Annotated in this window: 14 protein-coding genes; 12 read left to right on the top strand and 2 right to left on the bottom strand. The window is 70.5% G+C overall.

Annotation, left to right across the window (positions count from 1 at the left end; all coding sequences use genetic code 11):
• Positions 1–17: 17 nt before the first annotated feature.
• The 8 genes from ACZOOI_RS22240 to ACZOOI_RS22275 are packed head-to-tail and all read left to right on the top strand — an operon-like array spanning position 18 to position 6685.
• Positions 18–896: a helix-turn-helix transcriptional regulator gene (locus ACZOOI_RS22240; protein ID WP_465281256.1), complete on the top strand. Its 879-nt coding sequence runs from the start codon at positions 18–20 to the stop codon at positions 894–896.
• A complete protein-coding gene (sufB, locus tag ACZOOI_RS22245; protein WP_020553549.1) occupies positions 893–2305 on the top strand; it encodes a Fe-S cluster assembly protein SufB in 1413 nt (470 codons plus the stop codon). The genes ACZOOI_RS22240 and sufB overlap by 4 nt, the downstream gene beginning before the upstream one ends.
• Before the next feature lie 3 nt (positions 2306–2308).
• On the top strand, positions 2309–3541 hold the full coding sequence (gene sufD, locus ACZOOI_RS22250) for a Fe-S cluster assembly protein SufD (RefSeq protein ID WP_465277466.1): 1233 nt from the start codon (positions 2309–2311) through the stop codon (positions 3539–3541).
• Positions 3538–3855, top strand: a complete 318-nt coding sequence (locus ACZOOI_RS22255) for a non-heme iron oxygenase ferredoxin subunit (protein ID WP_360305273.1) — start codon at positions 3538–3540, stop codon at positions 3853–3855. The genes sufD and ACZOOI_RS22255 overlap by 4 nt, the downstream gene beginning before the upstream one ends.
• 7 nt (positions 3856–3862) lie before the next feature.
• Positions 3863–4627, top strand: coding sequence for a Fe-S cluster assembly ATPase SufC (gene sufC / locus ACZOOI_RS22260; protein WP_391582527.1), 765 nt, complete (start codon positions 3863–3865; stop codon positions 4625–4627).
• Positions 4624–5883 (top strand): cysteine desulfurase, encoded by a 1260-nt coding sequence (locus tag ACZOOI_RS22265; protein WP_465277467.1) that lies wholly within the window; start codon positions 4624–4626, stop codon positions 5881–5883. The genes sufC and ACZOOI_RS22265 overlap by 4 nt, the downstream gene beginning before the upstream one ends.
• A gap of 20 nt (positions 5884–5903) precedes the next feature.
• Positions 5904–6356: a Fe-S cluster assembly sulfur transfer protein SufU gene (gene sufU / locus ACZOOI_RS22270; RefSeq protein ID WP_391582525.1), complete on the top strand. Its 453-nt coding sequence runs from the start codon at positions 5904–5906 to the stop codon at positions 6354–6356.
• Positions 6353–6685 (top strand): metal-sulfur cluster assembly factor, encoded by a 333-nt coding sequence (locus ACZOOI_RS22275; protein ID WP_355541487.1) that lies wholly within the window; start codon positions 6353–6355, stop codon positions 6683–6685. Before sufU ends, ACZOOI_RS22275 begins: the two co-directional genes overlap by 4 nt.
• A gap of 266 nt (positions 6686–6951) precedes the next feature.
• Here the strand turns inward: ACZOOI_RS22275 and ACZOOI_RS22280 are convergent, their stop codons facing one another.
• Positions 6952–9909: a hypothetical protein gene (locus tag ACZOOI_RS22280; protein WP_465277468.1), complete on the bottom strand. Its 2958-nt coding sequence runs from the start codon at positions 9907–9909 to the stop codon at positions 6952–6954.
• 503 nt (positions 9910–10412) lie between these two features.
• Here ACZOOI_RS22280 and ACZOOI_RS22285 point away from each other — a divergent pair.
• A complete protein-coding gene (locus ACZOOI_RS22285) occupies positions 10413–10775 on the top strand; it encodes an ATP-binding protein (protein WP_465277469.1) in 363 nt (120 codons plus the stop codon).
• Between the two features lie 572 nt (positions 10776–11347).
• Here ACZOOI_RS22285 and ypfJ read toward each other — a convergent pair.
• Positions 11348–12250 (bottom strand): KPN_02809 family neutral zinc metallopeptidase, encoded by a 903-nt coding sequence (gene ypfJ, locus ACZOOI_RS22290; RefSeq protein ID WP_465277470.1) that lies wholly within the window; start codon positions 12248–12250, stop codon positions 11348–11350.
• A gap of 285 nt (positions 12251–12535) precedes the next feature.
• Here ypfJ and ACZOOI_RS22295 point away from each other — a divergent pair, with 285 nt between their 5' ends.
• The 3 genes from ACZOOI_RS22295 (at position 12536) to ACZOOI_RS22305 (ending at position 15752) form a co-directional block, all read left to right on the top strand.
• Positions 12536–14134 carry an ABC-F family ATP-binding cassette domain-containing protein gene (locus ACZOOI_RS22295; protein ID WP_465277471.1) on the top strand — a complete coding sequence of 533 codons (1599 nt, stop codon included), beginning with the start codon at positions 12536–12538 and terminating at the stop codon, positions 14132–14134.
• A gap of 408 nt (positions 14135–14542) precedes the next feature.
• Positions 14543–14776: a helix-turn-helix domain-containing protein gene (locus ACZOOI_RS22300; RefSeq protein ID WP_391582519.1), complete on the top strand. Its 234-nt coding sequence runs from the start codon at positions 14543–14545 to the stop codon at positions 14774–14776.
• Positions 14777–15002: 226 nt separating this feature from the next.
• Entirely contained in the window at positions 15003–15752 is a 750-nt protein-coding gene (locus tag ACZOOI_RS22305; RefSeq protein ID WP_465281257.1) for an enoyl-CoA hydratase/isomerase family protein, read from the top strand.
• Positions 15753–15804 lie beyond the last annotated feature (52 nt).

Genomic DNA, 15804 nt, shown 5'->3' on the forward strand with positions numbered 1-15804 from the left:
ATGGTGTTGTGGAATACATGCGAACGAGCGAAGAGGCACCGAGGCGGACCCCCGCCGCGGCTGTCGGCACGCCCGAGCATGACGGTCACGAGGGCACCCGGCACCGGGTCACCCGCTCGATCGTCGACCACGGCCCGTCCACCGCGGCGGACCTGGCCGAGCGACTGGAGCTGACCCCGGCGGGCGTGCGTCGCCATCTGGACGCACTGGTCGCCGAGGGTGTCGTCGAGGCCACCGAGCAGCGCGTCTACGGGCGCCGAGGCCGGGGTCGCCCGGCCAAGGTGTTCGCGCTGACCGACGTCGGTCGCTCCGGTTTCCACCAGGAGTACGACGAGCTGGCGGCGGATGCGCTGAGCTTCGTGGCCGAGCACCTCGGCGATGAGGCAGTGACGAAATTCGCCCGCGAGCGGCTTGCCGCGCGCGAGGAGAGGTATCGTCCCTCGGTCGAGTCCGCACCCCCCGGGGAGCGGGCCCGGGCGCTGGCCGAGGCGCTGTCCGCCGACGGGTATGCCGCGAGTGCGCGGCCCGCACCCGGCGGAGAGCAGCTTTGCCAGCACCACTGTCCGGTGGCTCACGTCGCCGAGCGGTTCCCGCAGCTCTGCGAGGCCGAGGCCGAGGTGTTCGCACGCCTTCTCGGTACGCACGTGCAACGGCTGGCGACGATCGCCCACGGCGACGGCGTCTGCACCACGCACGTTCCTGCTGTACAGGCTGAATCGGCCGGTCCGACCGGCCGCAGGGTCGGCTCGTCCGGCCCGAAGGCCGTTTCGTCCGGCCTGACGGCCGGCTCGTCCGGTCGCAAGAACAGCGAAGACAAGAATCCGCCGCGCCGGGGCCCTTCCCGTCTGCGGGAATCGACCGACGCCACCCCGGCTTCCGGGAGGACTACTTCATGACCACCGACGCTCGCCCCGAGCTCGAGGGCCTGGGCACCTACGAGTACGGCTGGGCCGACTCGGACACCGCCGGTGCCTCGGCGCGACGAGGCATCTCCGAAGAGGTCGTCGCGGACATCTCGGCGAAGAAGTCCGAGCCCGAGTGGATGTTGAAGCAGCGCATGAAGGGCCTTCGGCTCTTCGGCAAGAAGCCGATGCCGACGTGGGGCTCCGACCTCTCCGGGATCGACTTCGACAACATCAAGTACTTCGTGCGCTCGACCGAGAAGCAGGCCGCCTCGTGGGAGGACCTGCCCGAGGACATCAAGAACACCTATGACCGGCTCGGCATCCCGGAGGCGGAGAAGCAGCGCCTGGTCGCGGGCGTCGCCGCCCAGTACGAGTCCGAGGTCGTCTACCACCAGATCCGCGAGGACCTGGAGGAGCAGGGCGTCATCTTCCTGGACACCGACACCGGGCTGCGCGAGCACCCGGAGCTGTTCAAGGAGTACTTCGGCTCGGTCATCCCGACCGGCGACAACAAGTTCTCCGCGCTGAACACCGCGGTGTGGTCCGGCGGCTCGTTCATCTACGTCCCGCCGGGCGTGCACGTGGAGATCCCGCTCCAGGCCTACTTCCGGATCAACACCGAGAACATGGGCCAGTTCGAGCGCACGCTGATCATCGCCGACGAGGGCTCCCACGTGCACTACGTCGAGGGCTGCACGGCGCCGATCTACAAGTCGGACTCGCTGCACTCGGCCGTGGTCGAGATCATCGTCAAGAAGAACGCCCGGGTGCGGTACACGACCATCCAGAACTGGTCGAACAACGTGTACAACCTGGTGACCAAGCGCGCGGTGGCCCACGAGGGCGCCACGATGGAGTGGATCGACGGCAACATCGGTTCCAAGGTCACCATGAAGTACCCGGCCGTGTGGCTGCTCGGCGAGCACGCCAAGGGCGAGACGCTGTCGATCGCCTTCGCGGGCGAGGGCCAGCACCAGGACGCCGGTTCGAAGATGGTTCACTGCGCCCCGAACACGTCGTCCAACATCGTGTCCAAGTCGGTCGCGCGCGGCGGTGGCCGCACCTCCTACCGCGGTCTGGTCCAGATCGAGGAGGGTGCGCACGGTTCGACCTCGTCGGTCAAGTGCGATGCGCTGCTCGTGGACACGATCAGCCGCTCGGACACCTACCCGTACGTCGACGTCCGCGAGGACGACGTGTCGATGGGTCACGAGGCGACCGTCTCGAAGATCTCCGACGACCAGCTGTTCTACCTCATGAGCCGCGGCATGACCGAGGACGAGGCCATGGCGATGATCGTGCGCGGGTTCGTCGAGCCCATCGCGCGCGAACTGCCCATGGAGTACGCCCTCGAGTTGAACCGCCTGATCGAGCTTCAGATGGAAGGGGCTGTGGGCTAGTCCATGGCTGCGAACACCAACACTCCCGGTAGCACGACCGCCGGATCGATCGCCGTGCGCGAGGCCGGGGCCGAGAACGTGCTCGCCGGCCCCGGCACCGGCCGCTCGGTCGCCCAGCCCGCGGACGCGCGTCAGGTCGCCGTCGCGTCCTACGACGTGGCCGACTTCGTGGTGCCCACCGGCCGCGAGGAAGACTGGCGGTTCACCCCGCTGGCCCGCCTGCGCGGCCTGCACGACGGCACCGCCGCGGGCGGCGACCGGGGCGAGGTCACCGTCTCGGTGACCGCGCCCGAGGGCGTCACCGTCGAGACGGTGGACCGTTCCGACGCGCGGATCGGCCGCGCGGGCGCGCCCGTCGATCGGGTCGCGGCCCAGGCGTACAGCTCGTTCGAGAAGGCCACGCTCGTCGTGGTCGGCAAGGACATCCAGCTCGCCGAGCCGGTCGTGGTCACCCTGCACGGCGCCGGCGGCACCGCGTTCGGGCACGTCACGATCGAGGTCGAGCGGTTCGCCGAGGCGACCGTCGTGCTCGACCACAGCGGCTCCGCGACCTACGCGCAGAACGTCGAGTTCATCGTCGGCGACGGCGCCAGGCTCAAGGTCGTCTCGATCCAGGACTGGGACGCCGACTCCGTGCACGTGGCCTCGCACCTGACCCGGGTGGGTCGGGACGCGTCCTTCACGTCGGTCGTGGTCACCCTCGGCGGCGACCTGGTCCGGCTGTTCCCGCGCGTGGTCTACGACGCCCCGGGCGGCGACGCCGAGCTGTACGGCGTGTACTTCGCCGACGCCGGCCAGCACCTGGAACACCGGCTGTTCATCGACCACGACGTGCCCCAGTGCCGCAGCCTGGTCACCTACAAGGGCGCGCTCCAGGGTGCGGACGCGCACACGGTGTGGATCGGCGACGTGCTCATCCGGGCCGCCGCCGAAGGCACCGACACCTACGAGCTCAACCGCAACCTGGTGCTCACCGACGGCGCGCGTGCCGACTCGGTGCCCAACCTGGAGATCGAGACCGGCGAGATCGCCGGCGCCGGGCACGCCAGTGCGACCGGGCGCTTCGACGACGAGCAGCTCTTCTACCTCCAGTCGCGCGGCATCCCGGCGGACGAGGCCCGCCGGCTGGTCGTGCGCGGCTTCTTCGCCGAGGTGATCTCCCGGGTCGGCCTCGCCGACCTCCAGGAGCGGCTGATGAAGCAGATCGAGGCGCGCCTCGAAGGCGGCGCCCGATGAGCTATCTCAAGGCCTGCGCCGAGACCGACCTGCACGAGGACACGCCGCTGCGCGTCGTGCTCGACGAGGTCCCGGTCACCCTCGTGCGCACCGAGGGCGACGTGTACGCGATCAACGACGTGTGCTCGCACGCCAACGTGTCGCTGTCCGAGGGCGAGGTCGAGGACTGCGCGATCGAGTGCTGGCTGCACGGCTCGCGCTTCGATCTGCGCACCGGCCGCCCCTCGGGCCCCCCGGCCAACCTGCCGGTCCCCGTGTACCCCGTGAAGATCGACGGCGGCGCCGTCTATGTCGAAGTGAACCAGGAGTCCTGAGTCCGTTATGGCAACGCTTGAGATCCGCGACCTGCACGTCAGTGTGGACGCCGAGAACGGTCCGCGCGAGATCCTTCGCGGCGTCGACCTGACCGTGAAGCAGGGCGAGACCCACGCCATCATGGGCCCGAACGGCTCCGGCAAGTCCACCCTGGCGTACTCGGTCGCGGGCCACCCGAAGTACAAGGTCACCGGCGGCAGTGTGCTGCTCGACGGCGAGGACGTGCTGTCCATGACCGTCGACGAGCGGGCCCGCGCCGGCCTGTTCCTGGCCATGCAGTACCCCGTCGAGGTCGCCGGCGTCTCGGTGTCCAACTTCCTGCGCACCGCCGCCACCGCCACCCGTGGCGAGGCCCCCAAGCTGCGGCTGTGGATCAAGGAGGTCAAGGAGGCCATGGAGCGCCTCCAGATGGACCCCGCCTTCGCCGAGCGCAACGTCAACGAGGGCTTCTCCGGCGGCGAGAAGAAGCGCCACGAGATCCTTCAGCTGGAGCTGCTCCGCCCGAAGATCGCCATCCTCGACGAGACCGACTCCGGTCTGGACGTCGACGCGCTGCGCGTGGTGTCCGAGGGTGTCAACCGGGTGCAGGCGACCGGCGAGATCGGCACCCTGCTGATCACCCACTACACGCGCATCCTGAAGTACATCAAGCCCGACCACGTGCACGTCTTCGCAGGCGGCCGGATCGTCGAGTCCGGCGGCGCCGAACTCGCGGACAAGCTCGAGGACGAAGGCTACGAGGCGTACACCGGCAAGGGGGAGACTGCATGACAGTGCACCTGCCGGGGCTGCTCGACACGGACGCGATCCGCAAGGATTTCCCGATCCTCGAACGGCTCCTGCACGGCGACCGGTCGCTTGTCTATCTGGACAACGCGGCCACGTCGCAGACCCCGCGCCAGGTGATCGACGCCATGACGCAGTACTACGCGAACAGCAACGCGAACGTGCACCGAGGCGTGCACGTGCTGGCCGAAGAGGCCACCGCGCTGTACGAGGGTGCCCGGGACAAGGTCGCGGAGTTCATCAACGCGCCCAGCCGGGACGAGGTGATCTTCACCAAGAACTCCTCCGAGGCGATCAACCTCGTGGCCAACATGCTGACCTGGGCGGACGAGCCGTTCAAGGTCGGCGTGGGCGCCGACGTGGTGATCACCGAGATGGAGCACCACTCGAACATCGTGCCGTGGCAGCTGCTCGCGCAGCGCACCGGCACCAAGCTCAAGTGGTTCGGGCTCACCGACGAGGGCCGGCTCGACCTGTCGAACATCGAGCAGGTGATCACCGAGGAGACCAAGGTCGTCTCGGTCGTGCACACCTCGAACATCCTCGGCACGGTCAACGACCTGGAGCCGATCGTGCGCCGCGCGCACGACGTCGGCGCCCTGGTCGTGGTCGACGCGTCGCAGGCAGCGCCGCACACCGTGCTGGACGTACAGGCTCTGGGCGCCGACTTCGTCGCGTTCACCGGCCACAAGATGTGCGGCCCGACCGGCATCGGCGTGCTCTGGGGCCGGCTGGGCCTGCTGGAGGAGCTGCCGCCGTTCCTGGGCGGCGGCGAGATGATCGAGACCGTGACGATGAGCGCGTCCACGTACGCGCCCGCGCCGCACAAGTTCGAGGCCGGCACCCCGCCGATCGCGGAAGCGGTCGGGCTCGGTGCGGCGATCGACTACCTGTCGGCGATCGGCATGGATCGAATCGCCGCGCACGAGCACGCGATCACGGGGTACGCGATCGACGCGCTCAACGCCGTCGAGGGCCTGAAAATCATCGGCCCGGCGGACAACGTGGCGCGCGGTGCGGCGATCTCCTTCACCTTCGGCGACATCCACCCGCACGACGTGGGTCAGGTGCTCGACGAGCAGGGCATCGCGGTCCGGGTGGGTCACCACTGCGCCCGTCCGGTGTGCCTGCGCTACGGCGTGCCGGCGACCACACGCGCCTCGTTCTACCTCTACTCCACTCCGGCCGAGGTCGACGCGCTCGTGGCCGGGCTGGAACATGTTCGACAGTTCTTCGGCTGAACGGGGCGGGAGGCGAAGAGATGAAGCTTGACGGGATGTACCAGGAAATCATCCTGGATCACTACCGGCACCCCCACAACAAGGGGCTGCGGGACCCGTTCGACACCCAGGTCCACCACGTCAACCCGACCTGTGGGGACGAGGTCACGCTGCGCGTGAAGCTGGACGGCGAGAAGGTCCTCGACGTCAGCTACGAGGGCCAGGGGTGTTCGATCAGCCAGGCCAGCGCGTCCGTGATGACCGACCTGGTGATCGGGCACACCATCGAGGACGCGATGCGCGCCGGGGACGAATTCCTCGCGCTCATGCAGTCCAAGGGACAGGGCGAGCCGGACGAGGACGTCCTGGAGGACGCCGTGGCGTTCGTCGGCGTCAGCAAGTACCCGGCGCGGGTGAAGTGCGCGCTGCTGGGGTGGATGGCCTTCAAGGACGCCACCGCGCAGGCGCTGCAGACGACGGAAGGGCAGAAATGACCGAGACGCAGGCGCGTCCCGCGGCTACGCCGGAGGACGTCACCGAGGCCATGTACGACGTCGTCGACCCCGAGCTCGGGATCAACGTCGTCGACCTGGGTCTGGTGTACGGCGTACACGTCGACGACGCGAACATCGCGACCATCGACATGACGCTCACCAGTGCGGCGTGTCCGCTCACGGACGTGATCGAGGATCAGACGCGGACCGCGACCGAGGGGATCGTCGCGGACATGCGGATCAACTGGGTCTGGATGCCGCCGTGGGGGCCGGACAAGATCACCGACGACGGACGCGAGCAGCTGCGCGCGCTGGGGTTCAACCTGTAGCCTCCCGGGCCGGCGGGGCCCTTCGGCCTCGAACCGGCCGGGCTCGACGGCTTGGCCTGCGGCTTGGGCGGCCTCCGGCGCCGGCCGGGCTGGATTGCTTTCGGCCGGCGTCGGGCTTTGGTTTGGTTGGGGTGGCCTCAAACGCCGGCCGGGCTGGTTGGTCGGCCGGCGTGGCTGCGGATGCGCCGCGCCGTTGGGTTTGGGTGGGTGTGCAAAGCGCCGGGTGGGTTGACGGATGTCGGCCCACCCGGCGCTTTTGCTTGTTGTCAGGGGCGGGGTTGGGTTACGCCGAGGAGTTCGAGGACGTCGGTGTCGCCGCGTTGTTGGAGGCGTTGCAGGACGGCCTTGAGGTCGATGCCGGGCTCGAGGCCGATTCGGGCACCGAGGAGTTCCGGGAGGTTGACCTGTTCCGGGACCGGGTCCACGCCGGTGTGGCGTAGGGCGCGGGCCCAGCGGGGCAGGCGGACCGTGGCGTCGCCGCGGACCAGGCGGGCCTCCAGTCGGCCCTGGTGGATCGACGAGATGAAGACCATGTCGCCCTCGTGCGCGGTCAGGCCGGCCAGGATGGCGCGCAGGGACACCAGGTAGGGCGTGTCGGACCAACGCAGCGCGGCGGGGCCGTGCCCGTGGTGCAGGCGGACCTGACCCCCGGGGGTGACGCCCAGGGCCTGGGCGAACGCGACCGGCAGCTTGACCGGTTCGCCCTCGATCATCGCGGTGGACACGTCCACTCGGAACGCCCACGCGCCGTTGTCCTCGCGGAAGCAGCCCGCGGTCCAGGACGGATCACCGATCGGCGCCGACTGCTGCTGCTTCTGGGCCGGCCGCTCCAGGGTGTCCGCCGAGCGGGAGAGCACGTGGCCGTTCTCCACCTGGAAGCCGTCCAGCCGGCTGATCCACGCGGTCTGCAGCGGCTCGCGGATACCCATCGCGGCCAGGTCGCGCTGCAGGGCCCGAAGCGGCACCGGGCCGTGTGCGCAGGCCGCGTCCAGCGTGCTCTGGGTGCGGTCGGACAACTCGCCGAGCGGCGCGCCGGACAGCCAGCCGTCCACCGACGTGTGCAGGCCGAGCAGGCCGCGCAGCACCTGCCACACCTGGATCTCCAGGCCCGGCACGGTCTCGGTGTGCTTGGGGTGCAGCGTGCGCAGCTCGGACACCGTGGTGAGCACGCCGAGTCGGTCCCGGACGAAGCTCAGGTGGACCCGGACCGGCGCGCCCTCCGAGCGGGCGATCCGCTCGTCCAGGTTGCGCCGCAGGTCCCGCTCCAGGACCTTGACCTCGGCCGGGGAGGTGCCGAACTCGGCTGCCAGCGACTCCAGTTCACGCGGCGAGTCGGTGAACAGGCGATCTCGGGCGAGGACCTTGCGCTGCGGTTCGGCGGCGGTGAACCACGACCCCAGGACGGCGACCAGGTCGCCGCCGCCGGGTTCGCCGGCGCGCGGCAGCGGCCGGTCGACGAGCATCGTGGCGTCCTGGGTTCCGGGCAGCGAGCCCGGCACCATCTCCACGGTGGCCTCGGGGTCGGCGGCGGCGGCCTTGGTACCCCGGTTGGTCCGCGGCACGGCCGAGTGGTCCGGCGGCGCGGGCACGGACGGTACCTCGGCGACGGTCGCACCGGCGGCCGGCTCCGCGACGGACGTCGGGGCCGGCGCGGTGCGCGGCGGGTGACTCGGTCGGGGCGGGATGCGCAGGCCCTCGGGCGTGCGTGCCACGTCCGACTCGCCGACCGCCGGCAGCCGGCCCGCGGTGGGCGGCGGGACCTCGCCGAACGCGTCCTGCCCGAGGTCCTCGGTGGCAGCACTCTCGGTGGAATCGGCCGCGGAGGGCTTCGACTTCGACTTCGGGTCCGACTTCACCTTCGATTTCGGCGCCGGGCCGGTCGGCCCGCGGTCCTTGATCGTGCGGAGCGGGATGTCGGCGACCGTCATCGGCGGCGTCTCGCCGAACGCGTCCAGGCCGGGCAGGTCGCCCTCGGTCGCGGGCTCGGCGGACACGGCGCGCGGCGGCGCGTCCTCGGTGGTGTCCTCGGTCCGGATCGCCGGCTCCCGACGGCTGCCGGATCCCGATCCGATGCCGGACTCGTCGGACCCGCCGGCGAGGGAGTGCGACGCGGACTCGGCTCGGGGTTCGGCCTTGGCCGTCGGCTTGCGGCCGGCCGGCGCGGCCGGGGCCACGTCGGCCCGGGTGGGCGGCGGGACCTCGCCGTACGCGTCGCGGCCCGTCGCCGGCTCGGGCGTCGCCGCCGGCGGCCCGCTCGGCTCGGCTGCGGCTTCGTCCGTCTCGGACGCCTCCGGTGCGGCCGCCGGCGTCGGCGGTATCACGAGCGAGGCACGCAGCCCGGACGGGACCTGGGTGAGCAGCGCGGTGAGCGCCGTTCGGACCTCGTCCGAGGCATCCTCCAGACCGACCACCGCTGCGGTCTCCAGGGTGACCTGGGCGAGTTGTGCCATCAGCGGTACATCCGGCGCCTGGGCGGCCAACCAGCGCACCACCGTGCCCAGTTCGGCGGTCAGCGGCTCGGGCAGCTTGACCGGGCGCAGTTCGTCCTCGTCCAGGTCGCCCCAGTCGTCCGGGTTGTCCCAGTCGCCGTCCGCCGGCGCGGCCGGGATCGCGGTGCTCGACGCGACGGGCACCGGCTCGGGAGTGGGCTCCGGCTCCGGGTCGGGCTCGGTCGGGGTAAGTCGCGGCTGCTCCTCGACCGCGGACGCCGATGCGAGTGCCGGTACGGGCTCGCTCGCCGCGGTGTCGGGTGCGCCGAACACCGCGTCCACGTTCACCGATTCGTCGTCCGCGGGCAGTAGTCCGAGCACCTCCTCGAACAGCCGGGCCACCAGCGGCCGCACCGTCGAGGTGCCGATCTGGGTCCAGTCGCCGACCTCGCGCACGGTGGTGGTGAGCAGGTCCGCCCAGTCCGGCGTGCGCACCATCACGTTCGTCCGGGCGCCGTCGGGCCACTGGGACAGCCGGAAGCCGTTGCGGGCCAGCCACGCCCCGGGCAGCAGGTCGCCCAGGCGCAGGTGTCGAAGTTCGGTGTAGGCCAGATCGGCGAGCCGCCCCGGGAGCTCGTCCCGGCCGAAGGTGTCCGCGGCCCGCACTACGGGCACGCTCATCCACCACGCAGCGGGCAGATCCTCGTGTTCGAGGTAGTCCGCGACGAGTTCGGGCGCGACGAAGCGCAGGGCCGGTACGAAATCGGCCAGAGTGGCCTGGAGCCGGGGCTGCATGCAGGTCCTCCGTGACGCGGTCGGTACCCCCGACGTTAGCGGCCGGGTGGCGAGCCGGCACCGGGTGTCCGGGCCGTTGCCATCTGCTTGCGGGACGAAGCGGCGGATCGGTTGGTTCCCCGAGCCCCGTCCCGGGCCGTGCGATACGAGTCACGCGGCGGCCCCGGCGCGCTGCTCGGAGCGGCTGTCGTCGGGAATCGCTACCCCGCCGAACCGGGAGGGAACCGCGTCCGGGGCGCCCGACGGCGCCTTTGTCGGTGACGCGCGCCGATCGAGCGCCGGTCGCGCGTCCATCGCCGGGCCGCGCCACGTTTCACCGGGGGGAAAGAAGTCGATCTCACCAACAGCGGGGACAAGTGGCGGCTAGTTTGGACAAAGGTCGCCGATGGCTCCGGCCGCCTCATCCGTGCCACCAGGGGAGAGCAGGGGGAGACGTGGGCGAAACCGCATCATCGCCGCGATCCGGGGAGTCTTCGGCCGGCCCGCTGCTCCTGTCACTGCGGTTGACGGCCACCGTGGAAGCGGTCCCACGAGCGCGGCACGCGTTGCGTCGGGTGCTCGACGAGCGGGTTCCCGGCGCACCCGTCGACACCCTCGAACTGCTCCTGTCGGAGCTGGTGACCAACGCGGTCAAACACTCGACGCGAGGTCATACGGTCGCGCTGGCCGTGTTGCGGCGGGAGAACTCGATCCGGATCGCGGTCGTGGACAACGACGCGGCGCTCCCGTCGCCGGGCGACGCGGTGGACCTGCTCGACGAACACGGGCGCGGGTTGCTGCTGGTGGACGCGATGGCCGAGGAGTGGGGCAGCTATCCCGTGCCGGACGGCAAGGTGGTCTGGTGCGACGTCAAGACCGTGGAGTGAACTCGGGCGCGTGGCGCGCGGGTTGGTTGGGGCGGCGTTGTGCGGCGGGGTGCATGGGGTAGGGGCCGGCGTTGCGTCTTGGTTGGGCTGGGTTGGCCTCAAACGCCGGCCGGGCTCAGTGGCCTCAAGCGCCGGCCGGGCTGAATTTGTGTTCGGCAGGCGTTGCGTCTTGGTTGGGCTGGGTTGGCCTCAAGCGCCGGCCGGGCTGAATGGCCTCAAGCGCCGGCCGGGCTGAATGGCCTCAAGCGCCGGCCGGGCTGAATGGCCTCAAGCGCCGGCCGGGCTGAATGGCCTCAAGCGCCGGCCGGGCTGAATGGCCTCAAGCGCCGGCCGGGCTGAATGGCCTCAAGCGCCGGCCGGGCTGAATGGCCTCAAGCGCCGGCCGGGCTCAGTGGCCTCAAGCGCCGGCCGGGCTGAATTTGTGTTCGGCAGGCGTTGCGTCTTGGTTGGGCTGGGTTGGCCTCAAACGCCGGCCGGGCTGGGTGGCCTCGAGCGCCGGCCCGGCTGAGTGGCCTCAAGTGCCGGTCGGGGTGGGTTGGCTTCGAGTGCCGGTCGGGTTGGGGTGGGGGAGGTTAGAGGCGGGATGTGAAGGTGTCGCATTTGGTGGGGTCGCCTGTGGTGTAGCCCTGGCGGAACCATTGTTGGCGTTGGGTTGCGGAGCCGTGGGTCCAGGTTTCCGGGGTTACTCGGCCCTGGAATTGTTGTTGGATGCGGTCGTCGCCCACGGCTGCTGCGGCGTCGAGGCCGTCGGCGATGTCCTGGTCGGTGAGCTGGGTGATCAGGGGGCGGCCGTTGCTTTGCGGGGTGGTGGTCGCGTGTTTGGCCCAGACGCCCGCGTAGCAGTCGGCCTGGAGTTCGAGGCGGACGGAGCCGCTCTGCGGGCCCTCGCGGTCGTTGCCGACCTTGGCCATCTGGCCGGTCAGGTCCTGGATGTGGTGGCCGTACTCGTGGGCGAGCACGTACGCCTCGGCGAACGGTCCGCCCTTGGCACCGAACTTGCCGCGCAGTTCGTCGAAGAAGCCCAGGTCGATGTAGACCTTGCGGTCGCCCGGGCAGTAGAAGGGGCCCACCGCCGAGGTCGCCCCGCCGCACGCGGTCGAGGTGCTGCCGGTGAAGAACCGGGTCGGCGCCGGCTTGTAGGTCGTGCCCCGGCTCCGGTACTCGCTCGCCCAGTACGTCTGCACGCTGTTGACCACCCCCACGATCCGGCAGTCGTCGCGCGCGTTGGCGTCGGTGCCCTTGCGGCACGAGTCCTCGACGGCGCGGTTGTCCGCGGGGGCCGGGGCCGAGCCGCCGCCGTCGCTCAGGCCGAGCTGGTCCGGGCTCAGGCCGAAGATCAGGCCGAGCACCACCGCGATCAGCCCCGCCGCGCCGCCGCCCACCGCGAGCCCGGGTCGGCGCAGCCCGCCGCCGCCCGAGCCGCGGCTGTCCTCGATCTGTGACGTGTCGAGATCGGCGTCGTCGTCGAACTGCATCGGGCACCGCCTGGGGACGCGAAGGGGAGGTGAAGGGATGTGCGAGGAGGCGAGGGGCGTGAAGGATGGCGACTGACGGATATCCCCTTTTCGGCTTTTTATGGCCCGGGCCGCCCTCGCGCCCGCAGGACGCCCGGAAATCCGCCGCGAGCGCTCCCGTAGACTCGGGTGCATGGTCGGTTTCTCTGGATATCCCCGCGAGCGGCCTTAGAGCGGTGTGGCTTCCCCGCGAGCCCCGCACGACCGTCCGTCTTCGTCAGTCCCCGACCGGGAGTCCAGTCCTTCATGATCAACGCAACCAACGTCGAACTACGTGCCGGCGCCCGCATCCTGCTCGAACCGGCTTCCTTCCGGGTCGCGGCCGGCGACCGGATCGGCCTGGTCGGCCGCAACGGCGCCGGCAAGACCACCCTGACCAAGACGCTCGCCGGGGAGACCCAGCCCGCGTCCGGCACCATCACCCGCACCGGCGAGGTCGGCTACCTCCCGCAGGACCCGCGCACCGGCGACCTGGACGTGCTCGCCCGGGACCGGATCCTGTCCGCACGCGGGCTGGACGTGGCGCTCTCCGGGATGCGCGAGGCCGAGGGCCTGATGGCCAGCGCGAGCGGCGAGACCGCCGCGAAGGCGATGCGCAAGTACTCGCGGCTGGAGACCGAGTTCCTGACCAAGGGCGGCTATGCGGCCGAGGCCGAGGCGGCCACCATCGCCGCCAGCCTGGGTCTGCCGGACCGGATCCTGGGCCAGGAGCTGCACACCCTCTCCGGTGGTCAGCGACGCCGGGTCGAGCTGGCCCGGATCCTGTTCTCGGACGCGGACACGCTGCTCCTGGACGAGCCGACCAACCACCTCGACGCGGACTCGATCGGGTGGCTGCGCGACTTCCTCAAGACCTACAAGGGCGGCTTCATCGTGATCAGTCACGATGTCGGCCTGATGGAGGCGGTCGTCAACAAGGTGTACTACCTTGACGCCAACCGCACCACCATCGACATCTACAACGTCGGCTGGAACGCCTACAAGCTCCAGCGCGAGACCGACGAGCGCCGCCGCAAGCGCGAGCGGGCCAACGCGGAGAAGAAGGCCGATCAGCTCTTCTCGCAGGCGGACAAGATGCGGGCCAAGGCGACCAAGACGGTGGCCGCGCAGAACATGGCCCGGCGCGCCGAGAAGCTGCTCTCCGGGCTGGAGAGCGAGCGCAAGTCGGACAAGGTCGCCAAGCTGCGCTTCCCCAAGCCCGCGCCGTGCGGGAAGACCCCGCTGATGGCGACCGGCCTGTCCAAGTCGTACGGCTCGCTGGAGATCTTCACCGACGTCGACCTGGCCATCGACAAGGGCTCGCGGGTGGTCATCCTGGGCCTCAACGGCGCCGGCAAGACCACGCTGTTGCGGCTGCTCGGCGGCGTCGAGGCGCCGGACACCGGCAAGATCGAACCCGGCCACGGGCTTCAACTGGGTTACTACGCGCAGGAACACGAGACGCTCGACCCGGAGCGCACGGTCCTGGAGAACATGCGCTCGTCCTCGCCCGACCTCGACCTGGTCGAGGTGCGCAAGGTGCTGGGGTCGTTCCTGTTCTCCGGCGACGACGTGGACAAGCCGGCCGGGGTGCTCTCCGGCGGTGAGAAGACCCGGCTCGCCCTCGCGACGCTGGTGGTCTCCAAGGCCAACGTGCTGCTCCTGGACGAGCCCACCAACAACCTCGACCCGGCCAGCCGCGCCGAGGTGCTGGACGCGCTGCGCACCTACGAGGGCGCCGTCGTCCTGGTCACCCACGACGAGGGCGCGGTCGAGGCGCTCCAGCCGGAGCGGATCATCCTGCTCCCGGACGGCGTCGAGGACCTGTGGAACGAGGACTACGCGGACCTGGTCGCGCTTGCCTGATCCATCGGGCGCCGCGCCCGGACACCCGGAACCCCCATCACCCCGTCGGGTTGCCTTAATCGGCAACCCGACGGGGTGATCGCTTTCGTCCCCCCGACGGGTTTTCACCACGAAACCCTCACAAGAGGAAGCCATCGTTCCGGTCTGTAGGTGATTCCGGTCACCGGCCTCGACGGCGACGCAGAGCAAGGTCGCGAATCTCATGGGTGACCAGCGCCTTTGTCGGCGGACACAGGATTCGGTCAAGCATTCGGCACGGGAAGGCGCGATTCCGCTCGGGTGATCTTTGTGTGCATGAGGCCACGCGCCGCGATGATCAAGCCTTCGGGCCTGGTGGAATCACTGGCCATGCCATGCCTCAGGGGTGATCATGGGATTCCAGAGCGCACTTCCTATGAGGAGGCACGTGTGGCCGAGACTCTGAAGAAGGGCAGCCGGGTGACCGGTGCCGCGCGCGAGCAGCTCGCGGCTGACCTCAAGAAGAAGTACGACTCCGGTGCCAGCATCCGCGCCCTTGCGGAGGAGACGGGCCGTTCCTACGGCTTCGTGCATCGGATGCTCAGCGAGTCCGGGGTGACCCTCCGGGGCAGGGGTGGGGCAACGCGGGGCAAGGCCAAGACCGCCGCGTCGTCCTCGTCCTGAGGTCGAGCTCCGGAGGATCGGCAACACCGCACCGTCCGTCGAACGACCATGTGACCGACCGGTAACGTCGGGCGCGTGGTCGTTCGACGGAAGCGACCCGAACACGGGAGGGACCGTGGACGCGGTGGCGAATCAGCTCGATGGTACGAACAGCAACGGCGGCACGGACAACAACGGCGGCGGGGTCGGCAGTGCCGGCCACGCGGCACGGCAGGACCTTTCGGTCGTGATCGAAGGTTCGTTCGCGGTGGTGACCCTCACCAACCCCGACCGGCGCAACGCGCAGACTCCCGCGCTCTGGCGCGCGCTCGCCGCAGTCGGTCGCGACCTGCCCGGTGACGTCCGGGCCGTGCTGTTGCGCGCGGAGGGCACTTCCTTCTCCGCGGGCCTGGATCGGCGGATGTTCCCCGGTGGCGGAGGCATCCCGGGGGAGTCGGATCTCGTCACCCTGGCCGGGGCGAGCGACGACGAACTCGACGCGACCATCGCCTCGTTCCAGGAGGCGTTCACGTGGTGGCGGCGGCCCGATCTGATCACCGTCGCCGCCGTGCAGGGGCATGCGGTGGGCGCCGGGTTCCAGCTGGCGCTGGCCTGCGATCTGCGGGTGTGCGCCGACGATGCGCGGTTCTCGATGCGCGAGACCGCGCTCGGTCTGGTCCCGGACCTGGCCGGGACCAAGCCGTTGGTCGACCTCGTGGGGTATGCCCGCGCCCTGGAGATCTGCGTCACCGGGCGCTGGGTCGGCGCCCAGGAGGCGGTGGCGTCCGGACTGGCCACGCTCACGGTGCCGCGCGAGGATCTCGACGGCGCCGCGCGCGACCTGCTGGCCGCGCTGCTGGCCGCGCCGCGCGACGCGGTGATCGAGACGAAGGCCCTGCTCGCGGGCGCTTCGGCGCGTACGTACGACGAACAGCGCGCCGCCGAACGCGCGGCCCAGGCCCGCCGACTGCGCGACCTCGCCGGGACGGGCGAGTGACGCGCGGATAGCGGGCGCACGGCGAGACCCACGTCACATCCCGAGCCGCCGC

The sequence above is a fragment of the Embleya sp. L77 genome (assembly GCF_055557415.1).

Excerpts from the sequence above, each read along its gene's own strand:
- ACZOOI_RS22240 (WP_465281256.1), top strand. The coding sequence starts at position 18 with ATGCGAACGAGCGAAGAGGCACCGAGGCGGACCCCCGCCGCGGCTGTC.
- sufB (WP_020553549.1), top strand. The coding sequence starts at position 893 with ATGACCACCGACGCTCGCCCCGAGCTCGAGGGCCTGGGCACCTACGAG.
- sufD (WP_465277466.1), top strand. The coding sequence starts at position 2,309 with ATGGCTGCGAACACCAACACTCCCGGTAGCACGACCGCCGGATCGATC.
- ACZOOI_RS22255 (WP_360305273.1), top strand. The coding sequence starts at position 3,538 with ATGAGCTATCTCAAGGCCTGCGCCGAGACCGACCTGCACGAGGACACG.
- sufC (WP_391582527.1), top strand. The coding sequence starts at position 3,863 with ATGGCAACGCTTGAGATCCGCGACCTGCACGTCAGTGTGGACGCCGAG.
- ACZOOI_RS22265 (WP_465277467.1), top strand. The coding sequence starts at position 4,624 with ATGACAGTGCACCTGCCGGGGCTGCTCGACACGGACGCGATCCGCAAG.
- sufU (WP_391582525.1), top strand. The coding sequence starts at position 5,904 with ATGAAGCTTGACGGGATGTACCAGGAAATCATCCTGGATCACTACCGG.
- ACZOOI_RS22275 (WP_355541487.1), top strand. The coding sequence starts at position 6,353 with ATGACCGAGACGCAGGCGCGTCCCGCGGCTACGCCGGAGGACGTCACC.
- ACZOOI_RS22280 (WP_465277468.1), bottom strand. The coding sequence starts at position 9,909 with ATGCAGCCCCGGCTCCAGGCCACTCTGGCCGATTTCGTACCGGCCCTG.
- ypfJ (WP_465277470.1), bottom strand. The coding sequence starts at position 12,250 with ATGCAGTTCGACGACGACGCCGATCTCGACACGTCACAGATCGAGGAC.
- ACZOOI_RS22295 (WP_465277471.1), top strand. The coding sequence starts at position 12,536 with ATGATCAACGCAACCAACGTCGAACTACGTGCCGGCGCCCGCATCCTG.